Origin of the sequence: Amycolatopsis sp. cg5, assembly GCF_041346955.1 — a bacterium.
GTDB lineage: Bacteria > Actinomycetota > Actinomycetes > Mycobacteriales > Pseudonocardiaceae > Amycolatopsis.
The window spans coordinates 3,543,284-3,557,930 of the sequence record NZ_CP166849.1 but is presented as its reverse complement, the minus strand read 5'-3'; the positions used below and the strand labels follow the sequence as shown (position 1 = coordinate 3,557,930).

12 protein-coding genes are annotated in these 14,647 nt (G+C 69.1%); 5 read left to right on the top strand and 7 right to left on the bottom strand.

The genetic code is table 11. The features are described from left to right. Positions 1 to 11: 11 nt before the first annotated feature. Positions 12 to 170, top strand: a complete 159-nt coding sequence (locus tag AB5J62_RS16185) for a hypothetical protein (protein ID WP_370949034.1) — start codon at positions 12 to 14, stop codon at positions 168 to 170. Positions 171 to 354: 184 nt separating this feature from the next. Continuing rightward, a complete protein-coding gene (locus AB5J62_RS16180; RefSeq protein ID WP_370949033.1) occupies positions 355 to 2,532 on the top strand; it encodes an NB-ARC domain-containing protein in 2,178 nt (725 codons plus the stop codon). Positions 2,533 to 2,882: 350 nt separating this feature from the next. On the opposite strand, the gene AB5J62_RS16175 is transcribed toward AB5J62_RS16180, so the two are convergent. From AB5J62_RS16175 to AB5J62_RS16155, 5 genes are all read right to left on the bottom strand, one after another. Beyond that, complete coding sequence (locus tag AB5J62_RS16175; protein ID WP_370949032.1) at positions 2,883 to 3,401, bottom strand: HIT domain-containing protein; 519 nt, start codon at positions 3,399 to 3,401, stop codon at positions 2,883 to 2,885. Then, the gene (thrS, locus tag AB5J62_RS16170) at positions 3,398 to 5,416 is read right to left on the bottom strand and encodes a threonine--tRNA ligase (RefSeq protein WP_370950276.1); all 2,019 of its coding nucleotides are present in this window, start codon (positions 5,414 to 5,416) and stop codon (positions 3,398 to 3,400) included. Before thrS ends, AB5J62_RS16175 begins: the two co-directional genes overlap by 4 nt. 168 nt (positions 5,417 to 5,584) lie before the next feature. Continuing rightward, on the bottom strand, positions 5,585 to 6,193 hold the full coding sequence (locus tag AB5J62_RS16165) for a malonic semialdehyde reductase (RefSeq protein WP_370949031.1): 609 nt from the start codon (positions 6,191 to 6,193) through the stop codon (positions 5,585 to 5,587). Between the two features lie 6 nt (positions 6,194 to 6,199). Then, positions 6,200 to 7,390, bottom strand: a complete 1,191-nt coding sequence (locus tag AB5J62_RS16160; RefSeq protein WP_370949030.1) for a hypothetical protein — start codon at positions 7,388 to 7,390, stop codon at positions 6,200 to 6,202. After that, positions 7,390 to 8,874, bottom strand: a complete 1,485-nt coding sequence (locus tag AB5J62_RS16155) for a cell shape-determining protein (RefSeq protein WP_370949029.1) — start codon at positions 8,872 to 8,874, stop codon at positions 7,390 to 7,392. Before AB5J62_RS16155 ends, AB5J62_RS16160 begins: the two co-directional genes overlap by 1 nt. A gap of 79 nt (positions 8,875 to 8,953) precedes the next feature. On the opposite strand from AB5J62_RS16155, the gene AB5J62_RS16150 reads away from it, so the two are divergent. From AB5J62_RS16150 to AB5J62_RS16140, 3 genes are read left to right on the top strand one after another with little or no spacing between them, the layout of a single operon-like run. Continuing rightward, positions 8,954 to 9,682: a CDP-alcohol phosphatidyltransferase family protein gene (locus tag AB5J62_RS16150; RefSeq protein WP_370950275.1), complete on the top strand. Its 729-nt coding sequence runs from the start codon at positions 8,954 to 8,956 to the stop codon at positions 9,680 to 9,682. Then, on the top strand, positions 9,679 to 10,107 hold the full coding sequence (locus tag AB5J62_RS16145) for an adenylyltransferase/cytidyltransferase family protein (protein ID WP_370949028.1): 429 nt from the start codon (positions 9,679 to 9,681) through the stop codon (positions 10,105 to 10,107). The genes AB5J62_RS16150 and AB5J62_RS16145 overlap by 4 nt, the downstream gene beginning before the upstream one ends. A gap of 4 nt (positions 10,108 to 10,111) precedes the next feature. Then, positions 10,112 to 11,854, top strand: a complete 1,743-nt coding sequence (locus AB5J62_RS16140) for a right-handed parallel beta-helix repeat-containing protein (protein WP_370949027.1) — start codon at positions 10,112 to 10,114, stop codon at positions 11,852 to 11,854. Between the two features lie 10 nt (positions 11,855 to 11,864). Here AB5J62_RS16140 and AB5J62_RS16135 read toward each other — a convergent pair whose 3' ends face one another. Together AB5J62_RS16135 and AB5J62_RS16130 are read right to left on the bottom strand one after the other, a co-directional pair. Beyond that, positions 11,865 to 13,505, bottom strand: coding sequence for a hypothetical protein (locus tag AB5J62_RS16135; RefSeq protein WP_370949026.1), 1,641 nt, complete (start codon positions 13,503 to 13,505; stop codon positions 11,865 to 11,867). 40 nt (positions 13,506 to 13,545) lie between these two features. Continuing rightward, entirely contained in the window at positions 13,546 to 14,634 is a 1,089-nt protein-coding gene (locus AB5J62_RS16130) for a DUF1972 domain-containing protein (protein WP_370949025.1), read from the bottom strand. Positions 14,635 to 14,647: the final 13 nt, after the last annotated feature.

Here is a 14,647-nt window from a genome sequence, read left to right as displayed (position 1 = left end):
GAGGCGACGAAATGAAGGTCATGTGTTCGTTTTCCCTGCTGCTGAGGCTTGCTTTCTGGCTGTCGCTGTTCGCACTGACGACCGGCGTGGTGCTCGGCGCAGGCCAGGTCACCGCACCCGCGAAACCGGCCGATCCCGTGGCGACCAGTCACCGAAAGGAGGTGCGCTGATCATGCAGACCCACACCATCGGCCTGATCCTGGCCCTGCTGACCCTCGTACTCGGCTGAGGCGGGCGATGAACAACGAACCCGGGTCGCGTGCCCGCGGACCGGCGGGTCCGCGGGCACGTCGCGGCTACTGCCGGGCCGTCGCCGTCGCGGCCATACTGGTACTCCGACGAGGGTGGGTGCCGATGAGCGAACGAGCGACCTTCGGCGCCGAATTGCGGCGCCTGCGCCGGGCGGCCGGTGTCTCGCTGACCGAGTTCGCCGCGCGCACGAACTACAGCAAGGGCTATCTGAGCAAGATCGAAACCGGGCTCGCGCTGCCGAACCCGGCGTTCGCCGAGCAATGTGAACGGGAACTCCAGCTCACCGGGGCGTTGACCGCGCTGCTGCCCCGCGAACCCGCGAAACGGCGCACCCGTCCCGACGCCCGGCTGTCGGGGCTGCCGCCGGCCACCGCGATCTTCACCGGGCGCGCCGCCGAATTCCAGGCGGTCCGCGCCGCGCTGGAGTCCGACGGTGGCATCTGCGTCATCTCAGGCATGGGCGGGGTCGGCAAAACCGCACTGGCGAACCGCTGCGCCCACCGGCTCGAAGCCGCGTTCGCCGACGGCTGCGTCTGGCTCGACCTGCGTGGATACAGCCCCGGCGAAGAGGCGGATCCGGCAGCCGTGCACGACCGGCTGCTGCGCAGGCTGGGTGAACCGGCGGCGCGGATCCCGTCCGATCCCGACGACCGGGCGATGGTCTACCAGTCCCGGCTTCGTGGCCGTAGCCTGTTGCTGGTGCTGGACAACGTCTCCAGCGCCGCCCAGGTGCGGCCGCTGCTGCCCGCCGAGCCCAAGTGCCGGGTGCTCATCACCAGCCGATCGAGACTGAGCTCATTGGACGACACCCGGCAAGTCACGCTCGATGTGCTGGACACCTCCGAGGCCGCCGAGCTGTTCGTCTCGATCACCGGCACATCGCCGGGCGAGGTCGTCACCCGCGTGGTCGAGCGATGCGCCGGGTTGCCGCTGGCGATCCGAATCTTGGCGGCGCGCCTGCAAGCCAATCCGGCGTGGACCGTCGAAGAACTGGACGACCGCCTCGGCGCCGAGGCGGACCGGCTCGGCGAACTCGATGACGGCGAGCGCTCGCTGCTCGCCGCGTTCCGGCTGTCGCTGCACCAGCTCGCACCCGCGGAGGCGAGACTGTTCGGCCTGCTCGCCCTGCATCCTGGCGCGGACCTGCACCTCGACGCGGCGACCGCGCTCGGCGGCCTGCCGCGGCGGGAGACCGATCGCTTGCTCAACCGGCTCCACGACGCGTGCCTGCTCACCCAGCCGTCCCCTGACCGGTACGGCTTCCACGATCTGCTGAAGCTGTTCGCCGCCGACGTCGTCACCGAGCGGGACGGCGCTTTCCGGCGGCTGCTGGACTTCTCGGTGCAGGTGGCCGCGCACGGCGACCACCTGCTCACGTCACGCCGGTTCGTGCGCGGGCGCGTCTTCGGCTCGCGTCCACCCGAGCCGGTGCCACTCGAAGACGACGAAGCCGCGCTCTCCTGGTTTCGGGCCGAATGGCGTGGCCTGGCGTCGCTGTGCCGGGTGGCGGGCGAGCGCGGCGAACACGAACGCTGCTGGCAGCTCGCCCACTTCCTGCGCGGATTCTTCTTCACGGCCAAACTCTGGGATCCCTGGATCGCGACGCACCGCTGGGCCAAGGCGTCGGCCGAAGCGCTCGGCGACCGCTGGGTGCTCGCGACCACGACCGCGAACCTCGGCGTCGCACACGTCGACAGCGGCGCCGTCGAAGCGGCCTTCACCTGCTACGACGAAGCGCTCGCGTTGTATCGCGGCCTAGGTGACGAGCACGGCGAGAACATGACACGCGCCCATCGTGCCTGGGCCGATCATTACCGAGGCAGGCACGCCGAGGCGTTGAGCGACTTTCAACAAGCGCAGGCCTTCTACGCGCGCATGGGCAACCGCCGCAACGCCGCGATCACCGACCGCGGCATCGCGCTCGTCCTCATCCCGCTCGGCCGCGCGGCCGAAGGCGCCGCGCTGGCCGCGTCGACGCTCACCGCGTTCGACGACCTGGGGCTCGACCTCGACGCCGCGATGGCCCTCAACTGCCTGGGCTGGGCTTGGTTCCACGCGGGCGACCACGATCGCGCGGCCGTCGCCTACCACGACGCCGCCGACCGGGCGCTGGCCTGCGGAAGCAGCTACGAGACCGCGCGTGCCTACACGGGCATCGGCAACATCGCCGCGGCGCGGGGCGAGCACGGCTTGGCGGCCGACTTCTGGGAACGGGCGGACGACGTCCACGCCGACCTGAACCCGCTCATGGTCGGCGAAACCCGCATCCGCTGGGCCTGACGGGCTCGTGAGTGTTCCCGACGGTTTTTGAGCGGAGGGCCAAAGGTGGCGCGTCGGCCGCTGTCGCGGGCTCGCCGGGCACCAGGTCAAGGAGCGAGGGATGTGCGAGTGGTAACTCCGCTGCATCTAGCGGAGTTACCACTCGCGGATAGCCGAGGGCTGTGGTGTGCGGGATAAAGCCCGCTTTACTCCGCGAGAGTCATGAATGTTGCAAGTGCGAGGGCTGAAGCGAGGGGACCCCTCAGTGCGTATATCGCACCCAGGGGTCCCCTCACGAACGGACGTGTCCGAACACCAACACGCCACAGTCGCCCTTCCGGCCAAATAGAACCGTCGGGAACACTCACGACCTACCAGGCGTTGGCGAGGAGCTTGCGGGTCTCGGCCAGTAGCTGCGGCAGGACCTTGGTGTGGCCGATGATCGGCATGAAGTTGGCGTCGCCGCCCCAGCGGGGCACCACGTGCTGGTGCAGGTGGGCCGCGATGCCCGCGCCCGCGATGACGCCCTGGTTCATGCCGATGTTGAAGCCGTGCGCCGAGGAGACCTCGCGGACCACGGCCATCGCGCGCTGGGTGAACTCGGCCAGCTCGACCGTCTCCTCCGGCGTGAGGTCGGTGTAGTCCGCGACGTGGCGGTACGGGACGACCATCAGGTGACCGGGGTTGTACGGGTACAGGTTGAGCAGCGCGTACACCGACTCGCCGCGGGCGAGTACCAGGGTGTCCTCGTCGGACTGGCCGGGCGCCTTGCAGAACGGGCAGCCCTCGTCGGGCTTCGAGGCCTGGACGTAGGCGAGGCGATGCGGGGTCCACAGACGCTGCAACGCGTCCGGGACCCCGGCACCGTCCTGCGGAACCGGCTCGGTCAATTGATGACCGCTTCCAGCGCCTCCACGTTCGGCGAAGCGTTCTCGCGGCGGGCGACCCAGCCGGCGATCGCCTCGACGGCGGTGTCGACCGGGATACCGTTGATCTGGCCGCCGTCGCGGAAGCGGAACGAAACCGCGCCCGCCTCGACGTCCTTCGCGCCCGCCAGGAGCATGAAGGGGACCTTCTGCGTGGTGTGGGTGCGGATCTTCTTCTGCATGCGGTCGTCGGAAGCGTCCACGTTGACGCGGATGCCCTTGGCGCGCAACGCCTTCTCGACGCCGCGGAGGTGGTCGACCTGGTCCTCGGTGATCGGGATGCCGACGACCTGGACCGGCGAGAGCCACGCGGGGAACGCGCCGGCGTAGTGCTCGGTGAGGACGCCGAAGAAGCGCTCGATCGAGCCGAACAGCGCGCGGTGGATCATCACCGGGCGCTGGCGGCTGCCGTCGCCGGCGGTGTATTCGAGCTCGAAACGCTCGGGCAGGTTGAAGTCGAGCTGGATGGTCGACATCTGCCAGGTGCGGCCGAGCGCGTCTTTGGCCTGCACGGAGATCTTCGGGCCGTAGAACGCGGCGCCGCCCGGGTCGGGGACGAGCTCGAGGCCGGAGTCGAGCGCGGCCTGGCGCAGCACCTCGGTCGCGTTCTCCCACACCTCGTCGGAACCGACGTACTTCTCGGGGTTCTTGGTCGACAGCTCCAGGTAGAAGTCGTCGAGACCGTAGTCGCGCAACAGGTTCAGCACGAAGTCCAAAAGGGACTTGAGCTCGCCGGGCACCTGCTCGGGGGTGCAGAAGATGTGCGCGTCGTCCTGCGTCATGCCGCGCACACGGGTGAGGCCGTGCACGACGCCGGACTTCTCGTAGCGGTAGACGCTGCCGAACTCGAACATCCGCAGCGGCAGCTCACGGTAGGAGCGCCCGCGCGAGCGGAAGATCAGGTCGTGGAACGGGCAGTTCATCGGCTTGAGGTAGTAGTCCTGGCCGGGCTTGCGGACCGTGCCGTCCTCGTTGTACTCGGCGTCGAGGTGCATCGCCGGGTACATGCCGTCGCGGTACCAGTCGAGGTGGCCGGAGACCTCGAACAGGTTGCCCTTGGTGATGTGCGGCGAGTTGACGAAGTCGTACCCGGCCTCGACGTGACGCTGGCGCGAGTAGTTCTCCATCTCCTGCCGGATGATGCCGCCCTTGGGGTGGAACACGGCCAGCCCCGAGCCGATCTCGTCGGGGAAGGAGAACAGGTCCAGCTCGACACCGAGCTTGCGGTGGTCGCGACGCTCGGCCTCGGCCAGGCGCTCCAGGTAGACGTCCTGCGCCTCGGTGGACTCCCACGCGGTGCCGTAGATGCGCTGCAGCTGCGGGTTCTTGTCGTTGCCGCGCCAGTACGCGGCGGCGACGCGGGTCAGCTTGAAGGCCGGGATGAACTTGGTGGTCGGGACGTGCGGGCCTCGGCAGAGGTCACTCCACACGCGCTCCTTGGTGCGCGGGTCGAGGTTGTCGTAGATCGACAGCTCGCCGCCGCCGACCTCCATCACCTCCGAGGTGTCCACATCGGACTTGATGTCGACCAGCTCGAGCTTGAACGGCTCGTCGGCCAGTTCCTTCTTGGCCTCGTCGACCGAGTCGAAGACGCGGCGGGAGAACTGCTGCGCGCCCTTGACGATCTGCTTCATGCGCTTTTCCAGCGCCTGCAGGTCTTCGGGGGTGAACGGGGTGTCGACCGCGAAGTCGTAGTAGAAGCCGTCCTTGATGGGCGGGCCGATGCCCAGCTTCGCCTGCGGGAACTGCTGCTGCACGGCCTGGGCGAGCACGTGCGCGGCCGAGTGGCGGATGACGCTGCGGCCGTCGTCGGTGTTCGCGGCGACGGGCTCGACCTCGGCGTCGGCCTCCGGGGCCCAGGCCAGGTCGCGGAGGTTGCCCTCGGCGTCACGCACGACGACGATCGTGTCCGGCCCCTTGGTCGGCAGTCCGGCTTCCCGGACCGCGGTGCCCGCCGTAGTGCCCGCCGGTACCACCACGCGCGAGGCGGTTACGGCTGCTACTGACGACGGCTGGGACACGATGGACTCCTCATGGTGGTCAAAACGTTGACCACCAGATGCTAGTCGGCGCGGCCCAGCCGTTTCACTCGGATTAGGTCGTGCGCGTCGCGGGCGGTTCTCACCGCCCGCAACGCGCACGAGCCCTTAGAGCGTTTCGACGACCTGGTCGAAGGCGAGGCGCGGAAGACGGTCGAACCAGGGGTTCTCGCCCGGCTTGCCGACGTTGATCACCACGAGCGACTTGAACGGCTTGTCCGCGAAGAACTCCTTGTCGATGCCGGCGTTGTCGAAGCCGGTCATCGGACCGGCGGCGAGGCCCGCCGCGCGGATGCCGATGATGAAGTAGCCGATCTGGAGCAGCGAGTTCAGCTTGGCGGTCTCCGCGCGGGCGGCGTCGTCCGGGGCGAAGATGTCCTTGGCGCCCGGGAAGTGCGGGAACAGCTCCGGCAGGTTCTCGTGGAACTCGGTGTCGGCGGCGAGCACGACGGTCAGCGGCGCGGTCTCGGTCTTGGCGCGGTTGCCCTCGGCCATGTGCGGCAGGAGGCGCCGGCGGGCTTCGTCCGTGCGCAGCACCAGCACGCGGAGCGGCTGGGTGTTCATCGAGGTCGGGGCCCACTTCACCAGGTCGTAGATGGCCTGGATCTGCTCGTCGGTCACCGGCTCGTCGCTGAAGGTGTTCGCGGTACGGGCCTGACGGAACAACAGGTCCTGCACGTCGCTGGGCACGTTCAGGATTTCAGTGGAAGCAGTCATGATCGATCACAACGTAGTTGAGCGTTTGACTATTTCCGGTGTGTGCGGGGTCACAGCAAGTGAGTACAGGCGCACGCACGAATAGAGCTGCCCGGCCGCCATCAACCAGGGCACGAGCACCAGCGGAAGATCCAAGGTCAACGCCACCGCCGCCAGCACGAGCCCCGCGACCGAGTCGACGACCCGCACCAGGAACACCGCGCGCGACCGCTTTTGCGCGACCACCGCGGTGACGAACGGCAGCCCGGCCGCCCAGGTCCCGAGGTAGACGACCCAGCCGAGCACCAGCCAGCTGTCGACGGGCGCCCCGGTCATCAGGCGGCCGAGCGGCTCGGCCGCCAGCGCCAGCACGACTCCCCCGCCGAGCGTCACCCCGGCGAGCTTCGCCGACGCCCGCCGAGTCCCTTGCATCTGACCGGACGCGTACCCGGCCAGCAGGAAGCTCCCCGCGCCGTTGATGACCACCTGCAGCGGCGCCACCACGAGGCGCGCGGCTTCGAGCAGGCCCACGGCCGCGAGCGAGAGCAGCTGCGCGACCATGATCCTGGCCAGCAGCAACGCCGTCGGCCGCAACGCCGCCTGCGCCGCGCGCCAGCCCGCGAACGACGCCACCTCGCCCATCCCGGCCCAGCCAGGCCGCAGCGCGCGCAGTTCCGACCGTGGCAGCTGGGCAAGCCCCACGACGACGGCCGTGCACGCGCCGACGCCCATGGCCGCGAAGAGCATCGGCATCGTGACCTCACGAGCACGCAGGTACCAAGCGCCCAACGCGACGAGCGTGCCCACGAGATAGGAGACGTCGTTCCAGACGAGCTTCCAGAACTCCATCCGCGCGATCAGCAGCCGCCGGAATGTCTCCTCGGCCAGCCACAGCACCAGCATCCCGGCGAACACCAGCCCGGTCCCGAGGTCGCGCAACGCCAGCGCGAACACCACACCGGCGGCGCCGCACAGCGCGAACGACAGCAGCGCACTGGTCACAATGGACGCACGGAGCCGCCGGTCGAACCGGTCCAGCACCGCGAGACTGTCCCCGACATACCCCGCGTGCAACGCCGTCGCGCTCACCAGCAGCGCCAGGAACACCGCGAACACGCCATACTCGGCGAGCCCGAGCTGCCGGGCCGCGAGCACCTGCAGCAACAGGCTCGTCCCGGCGGTGACGCCTTGGGAAATAACGGGCGCTAGCGCACGCACTAGTGCCGGACGATCCGCTTCGGCGCGTCCCGCCGCGGCTTCGCGAAGGTGAACAGGTACCCGGTGATCGTGCCGCCGAGCAGCCCGATCTGCTCACGCAGCCGGTGCACCGCACGCGTCTCGCGGTCACGCCTGACCACCACCACAACCCCGTCCGACTCGCGGATCAGCGGCGTGACCTCCGGCGCGATCGCGGGCGACGCGCAGTCGATCAGCACCAGGTCGTAGGCCGAGCGCATGGCCGCGACCGCCTTCTGCAGCAGGCTCGACCGGAAGTGGTCCAGTGTGGACTCCTGGTACTGCCCGGCCGGGATCGCCCACAGGAACACGCGGTCGCCGAGGTCGACCACCCTGGTGCAGTCGTCGGTGCGCATCGCGCCGACCGCGATCGAGGTCAGCCCGTGCGGGTCGTAGCGCAGCGCCAGCGCGTCGGACAGCCCGTGCGTGCGCACCGAGGCGTCGACGACCAGCACCCGCGCGCCGCTCAGCGCGGCGGCGGTCGCCATCTGCAGGGTGGACGTGGTGCCGCCGTCGCCGGGCGCGCTCGAGGTGACCACCACGACGCCGCGGTCGACCGCGGTGCGCAGCCCGGACGCGGCGAACTGGTACGGCCACAGCGGCGGGCTGCCGACCTCCTTGAGCGCGGCGACCTCGGCCTCGGACAACGTCTCGATCTCCGCGAGCACCGGCTCACCGGTCGCCGCGGCCAGCTCGTCCGCCGCCGAGACGCGGCGGTCACGGTCGGCCCGCGCCCACGCGACGGCCGCCGCGAGCAGCACGCCCAGCGCGACGCCGATCCCGAGGTCGCGCACCAGCGAGCCGAGCAGGCCGGAACTGTCGGCAGCCGCCTTGTCCACAAAGGACACGCCGTCGCCGAACTGGTCGGCGGCGACCCGGACGGCGGTGGCCTGCTTGTCCAGGTCACTGATCGTCTGACCGGCGGCCGCGTTGTTCGGACCACCCGCGTCCGGTGTGCTCGCCTCGACGACGTCCTTGCGCCGCGCGGCGAGCGTGTCGAGGATCTTCTGCGCCGACGCCTGCACGTCCGCCTTGGACTCCGACTGGTACGCCTTGGTCAGCGCGTCGGCGATGCGCACCGAGGTCCCGGAGTCGCCTGCGGCGACCGTGACGTCGATCGAGTCGCCGTTCGACGACGCCTTCGCCGTGACCTGCTTGCGCAACGTGTCGACCGAGACCGAGTTCGCCACGTTGGAGCTGGTGACCGTGAGCACGCGGTCGGACACCACGAACAGCGCGCGCTGGTTCACATACCGGACGAAAGCCGACTCACTGCTCGCGTCGACACCGACGACACCCGCCTTGTCCGGCGCCTTGAGCACGATCCGGGTCTGCGCGCTGCCGCTGTCACGCAGGAACAGGGCGACCAGGACGCTCAGCAGCGCCACGACGCCGACGATCCCCAGTGAACTCCAGCGGTACCGGTGCAGTGAGTCGAGAATCTTCGGCGACGGCTGGTCGTCCATGCGGGCGTGGTCCGATCTGCGAACGGGGTGAGCGGATCGAAATATAGCAGTCAGCCCGAAACTGCTAGCGTTGCCGATCGTGAATGCCCCCGCGAAGAACGGTTATCGGGCCGCTCTGGAACGGCTACCGGCCGCGCAGAAGTCAGCCAAAGGCGCTCCGGCGTACTCCCGTTTCGTCAACCGCCGCCTGGGTGGTCATCTCGCCGCCGCCGCGTATCAACTCGGTATGTCGCCGAATCAGGTGACCGGGGTCAGTGCGGTGTTCACCTTTTCCGGGATCGCGCTGATCGCGCTGACCGAGCCGGCCCCGCTGATCGGCCTCGCGGTCTGCCTCGCGCTGGTCATCGGGTACGCCTTCGACGCGGCGGACGGCCAGCTCGCGCGGCTGCGCGGCGGCGGGAGCGTGGCGGGCGAATGGCTCGACCACGTGATCGACGCGGGCAAGATCGCCGCGCTGCATTTGGCCGTTCTGGTCAGCGCTTACCGTTTCTTCGCGTTACCGGCGCCCGCTTTGCTGGTGCCGATCGGCTTTTCCGTTGTCGCGACCGTCATGTTTTTCGCAATCATCCTGAACGACCAGTTGCGGCGGCGGCTCGGTGTCAAGCCGGACACCTCGGGTAAGCCGTCGACCGTCCGTTCCCTGCTGGTGATCCCGACGGACTACGGCTTGCTTTGCCTCACATTCGCGACTTTGGGCTTCCCGCGCGTGTTCTCGGTAATCTACGCTGCCCTTTTCGGAGCGAACCTGGTCTTCCTGCTCGCCGCGCTGAGGAAGTGGTTCCATGACATGGAGGCACTCGAGAAGTGAGCGAGCACGGACCTGTCGTCGGTTACGCGCCCGGCGTCTACGACCTCTTCCACGTGGGGCACCTGAACATCATCGCGCGCGCGGCCGCGGCGTGCGACAAGCTGATCGTCGGCGTGGTGACCGACGATGTCGTGCTCAAGGTCAAGGGCCAGCCGCCGGTCGTGCCGTTCGAAGAGCGGCTGGAGATCGTGCGCGCCATCCGGTACGTCGACGAGGCCGTGCCCGACCCGTTCCGCGACAAGTTCGACTGCTGGGAAGCACTCCGGTTCGACGTGTTGTTCAAAGGGGACGACTGGCGCGGTACCGAGCGCGGCCGCAAGCTCGAAGCCGACCTCGCGGGCGTCGGCGCCCGGGTCGAGTACTTCCCGTACACCATCCAGACCTCCAGCACCGCCTTGCGGAAGCTGATCTCCGTGCCATCCTGAGCAGATGATCAAGCCGCGCTGGCTCGTACTCGGCGCCGTCGTGCTGACTGGGGTCGTCGCCTCGGTCGTCGTGCTGATGCCCCGTGACCTCCCGGCGAACCGGCCGGGCGGCGGCGCGGCGACGCCTGCCGCGGTCGCGTTGCCCGCCACCGAATACCCGGTGCCCGACGGCGCGCTCGTGGTCTCCCCCACCGGCGACGACACGGCGGCGGGCACGGTCGACAAGCCGCTGCGCACGGTCGCGGCCGCGGTGAAGCGCGCGTCGTCCGGCGGGACCGTCGTGCTGCGTGCGGGCACCTACCGCGAAACGGTCGGCCAGGTGTCCAAACGGCTCACGCTCCAGCCGTATCCGCGTGAACAGGCTTGGCTCAAGGGCAGCGTCGAGGTGACCGGCTGGGCGAAGACCGGCAACCGCTGGCGCCACGACAACTGGTCACCACAGCTGTGCCAGACCTGTTTTATCCCGGAGATCATCGATCCCGAATACCCGCTCGCCGGCTCGCCGGACATGGTCTTCGTCGACGGCTCGCCGCTCAAGCAGGTGTCCGAAGCAGGCGACGTCGGCCCCGGGAAGTTCTTCGTAGACCGGCAGGCGCACGCGTTGTTCATCGGCGACGCGCCGGACGGAAAGCTCGTCGAAGGCACCGTGTTCGACCGCCTGCTGCAGTTCGACTCCGCGAACGCGGGCGGCAGCGTGTTCCGCGGGCTCGGCGTCGCGCAGTACGGGTCCAATCAGGACTATGGCAAGCGCGGCGCGATGGTCGTGGTGAACGCGCCGGGCGTGACGATCGAGAACGCCACCTTCGCCTGGTCGGCGTCCAGCGGCGCCGCGGTGTTCCAGCCCGGCGGCGTCGTTTCCCGAAGCTCCTTTGTGGACAACGGGCTGGTCGGGCTGGTCGCGAACCGCGCCGACGACCTGCGGCTGACCGAAAACGCCTTCACCGCCAACAACCAGGAGCATTTCGCGTTGACCGGCGACGCGATCGGCGCGGCGGGCGCGAAGATCACGCGGACGCGAAAGCCTTACGTGGCCGACAACAAGTTCGTCGACAACATCGGCACCGGCTGGTGGTGCGACCTCGGCTGCACCGACGCGACCGTCATCCGCAATCTCGCGCGGGGCAACGCGGGCAACGGCCTCTACTACGAGGTCTCCGCACGCGCGCTCATCGCGTCGAACGTGGTGGTGGGCAACGGCACCCGCGGGCTCAAGATTTCGAGCGCGGACCACGTGCGCGTCTTCCACAACACCTTCGCCGGGAACCGGGTCGCGCTCGGCGTCTACAACGACAAGCGCGACCCGGACCCGTTCAGTTCCGAACACGGGCTCAGCTGGCTGACCTCAGACACCGTGCTGGTCAACAATCTCTTCCTGCACGGCGAACCGGTCATCGAATCGGCGGACTACAAGGAGAACCCGGCCAAGAACCCGTCGTTCGTCTCGGAGAGCGACGGCAACGCGTTCCTCCGATCGGGTGACGGCGAACTGGCAGGCTGGTACCTCGGCGGCGGCCGCTCCGCGACCTACCGCACGGTCAAGGACCTGTTCGCCGCTACCGGGCGTGACGAACACAGTCTCGACCGGATAGTCACTTCGTCACCGTTCCACGACCAGGACCACGGGGATTACTCCCTTCGGCCCGACGCGCCCGGCGTTCGGGCGGGCCGCCCGCTACCCGGGGACATCGCCGCGGTGCTCGGGATCACCCCGGTCGCTACGCCGAATGTCGGCATCCTGTCTCGCTGAACGGAACAGCTCAGATCGAGGCCTGTGGTGACCCAATGACAACGCCGTCCGCGTCGACCGCCCGAATGTAGTAAGTGCCACCGCCGGGAGCGTCACGGTCGAGGTAACTCATCTCGGGCAGCTCCCACGGCCGCGAGGGCTGCGTCTCCTCGTACAGCGGCGCGGACACGCCGACCCGGTACACCCGGTAAGTGATGTCCGAGTTCTGTGCGTCCCAAGTGCCCGTCCAGGTGACCAGGACGCTGCCCTCGTCGTCCTTCTCCAGCGACGGCGCGCGGAACGGCGTCTGCGGGCCCTTGTTGACCGCGCCGGTCACGCCGCGCGCGGCGAAACGCACGAGTCCCTGCTGTGCCTTGCCGTTCACGGTCGTGAACTCGCCGCCCGCGACCACGTACTTGTCGGTCGAGTCGAGCGCCCAGGTGCCGTTCTTCCAATAGCTGTCGGCCGGACCGGCGTTCGTGTTCGGGAACCAGGGCAGCATCTCCGGGATCGGGTCGCCCCGGCGCACGGTGTTCACGGTGGCCGGCGCCGTGCCGGTCGCCGCCGCGGTCTCGGCGACGAGCCGGTAGTAGTCGATCGGGCCGTTCTCGGGGGCCGCGCCGATGGCGGAGCAGTCGTGCGTGTGCGAGGCGCTGTAGAGCACGCCCCGGCTCACCGTCACCGCCTGGGTGTCGCCGTAGCAGCCGTCGCTCCAGTTCAGGGCGCCGCTTTCGATGTCGACCGCGACGCGGCCCTCGTAGCGGACGTCCGGGCCGATCGAGTTGAAGCCGCCCGCGTACGCGGTGGTGCCGTCGGTGACGATGTCGGTGATCACGTCGTTCACGCCGAGCTTGTTGTTCCACGGCGCGTCGGCGCCGGTGTACGCGTCGACCGCGTTCCAGCCGTGGTGGCTGACCCCGTTGGACTTGTCGAACTGCCCGCCGATCAGCACCCGCCCGAAGTCCGGCGCCGGCGCCAGCGCGTAGACTTCGGCGTCGGCCGTCGGCGCCCAGTCGCGCATGGTCCCGTCGAAGGCGAACGCCGCGAGCTTGTCCCGGTTGACGCCGTTGACCTTCTTGAAGCCACCACCGGCGTAGACGGTGTCCTGGGTGACCGCGATACCGCGCACCCGGCCCGCGACGGTCGGCTTGAAGTCGAGCGCGAGCGCGCCGTCGTCGATGTCGAAGGCGGCCAGGCGCGACCGCCACTGGCCGTTGATCTTGTCGAAGTCGCCGCCGACGTAGATCCGCGTGTTGTCCGGAGACTTCTTGATCCGGAAGACGGTGTCGCACACGTAGGTGTTGGCGCCGACGGTCTTGCAGAACGGGCCGGGGTTGGTGGCCGAGGTGTACTGCGAGCCGCTGACGTCCGGCGCCCACGGCAGCAGTTTGCCGGTGGTCAGTGAGAACGCGAGCAGGTTGTGCCGGTCGACCTCACCCGCTCCCCCGGGCGCGACGCCCGCCGGGCGTGCCTTCGAGAACCGGCCGCCCGCGAACACCGTGTCGCCGACGATGGCGACGGTGAACACGATCCCGTCCACCTGCGGTGCGGCCATGGCGCCCGCGGTGACGGCGACGGGGAGATCGGCGGCGGTGGCGGGCACTGCGGTGGCCAGCGCGGCGGCGGTCAGGAGCGTGACCAGCGCACACGCCTGCTTCCGGACGCGGAACATGCGGATTTCCTTTTGCTTGCGGCGGGGGTTGGGGAGCGGTCTAGCGGGTCATGCGCAGCGCGAGCTGCTCGTACTTTTCGGCGACGCCGTCCCACTCGTACCGGCCGAGCGAGGCGATCTGGTCACGGCCGCGGTCCGTCGTCGCGGCCGGGTCGGCCTCGGCGGCGTCGCAGAGCTCGGCGAGTTCGCTCGGCCGGGTGAAGTAGCGGCCGTGCTCGCCGAGCACCTCGCGGTTGAACGAGACGTCGAAAGCCGAGGTCGCGGCGCCCGCGCCCATCGCGCGCAGCAGGGAGGGGTTGGTGCCGCCGACCGAGTGACCGTGGATGTAGGTGAGCGCGTTGGCGTAGAGCTGGTCGAGCAGGTCCTGGTCCCAGACCGCGCCGAGCAGCCGGACGTTGCCGCGCGCGGCGAGCGCCTTGATCCTGGCGGTGTACTTGTCGGCGTACGGCGCGGCGCCGACCACGATCAGCGGACGCTCGGCGCCGCTTTCGAGATACCCCTCGACGGCCAGGTCGACGTGGTTCTCCGGCTCGAATCGCGCGACCACCAGGTGATAGTCCCGGCTCGTCAAGCCGAGCTCGGTCAGCCGTTCCGTGCCGGGATTGCCGAGAATCGGCGCGCCATAAGGAATGTAGTCGGTCGGCACGCCGAAACGCCGGGAATAGTAATCCTGAATGCCGACGGCGTCGGCGATGAGCGCGTCCGACCAGCGCACGGCGAGCGCTTCGGCGCCGCGGTAGTAGCGGCGGCCCAAAGCACCCCACTTGGCACGTTTCCACTCGAGACCGTCCACGTGGGTGACGACCGGAATGCGCCGCGCGCGCAGTATCGGCAGCAACGGCGCGTTGGCGGCATTGAAGACGAACGCGACGTCGGGGCGGTGTTTCACCGCGTGCAGGACAGAAAGCGCGGTATGGCTGAGCGTTTCGAGGCTTTTGCGGCGCAGCGCGGGCAAAGTCACCAGCCGCATGCCCTGGTACTCGCCGAACCCCTCGCCCGCGTCCGGATCCTCGGCACGGCGGCAATAGACGGTGACCTCGTGACCGAGCTTGACCAGCCGATATCCGACTTCCTCGATGCACGTTTCAAAGCCGCCATAACGCGCCGGAACACCGCGCGTGCCTATCATCGCAATGCGCATC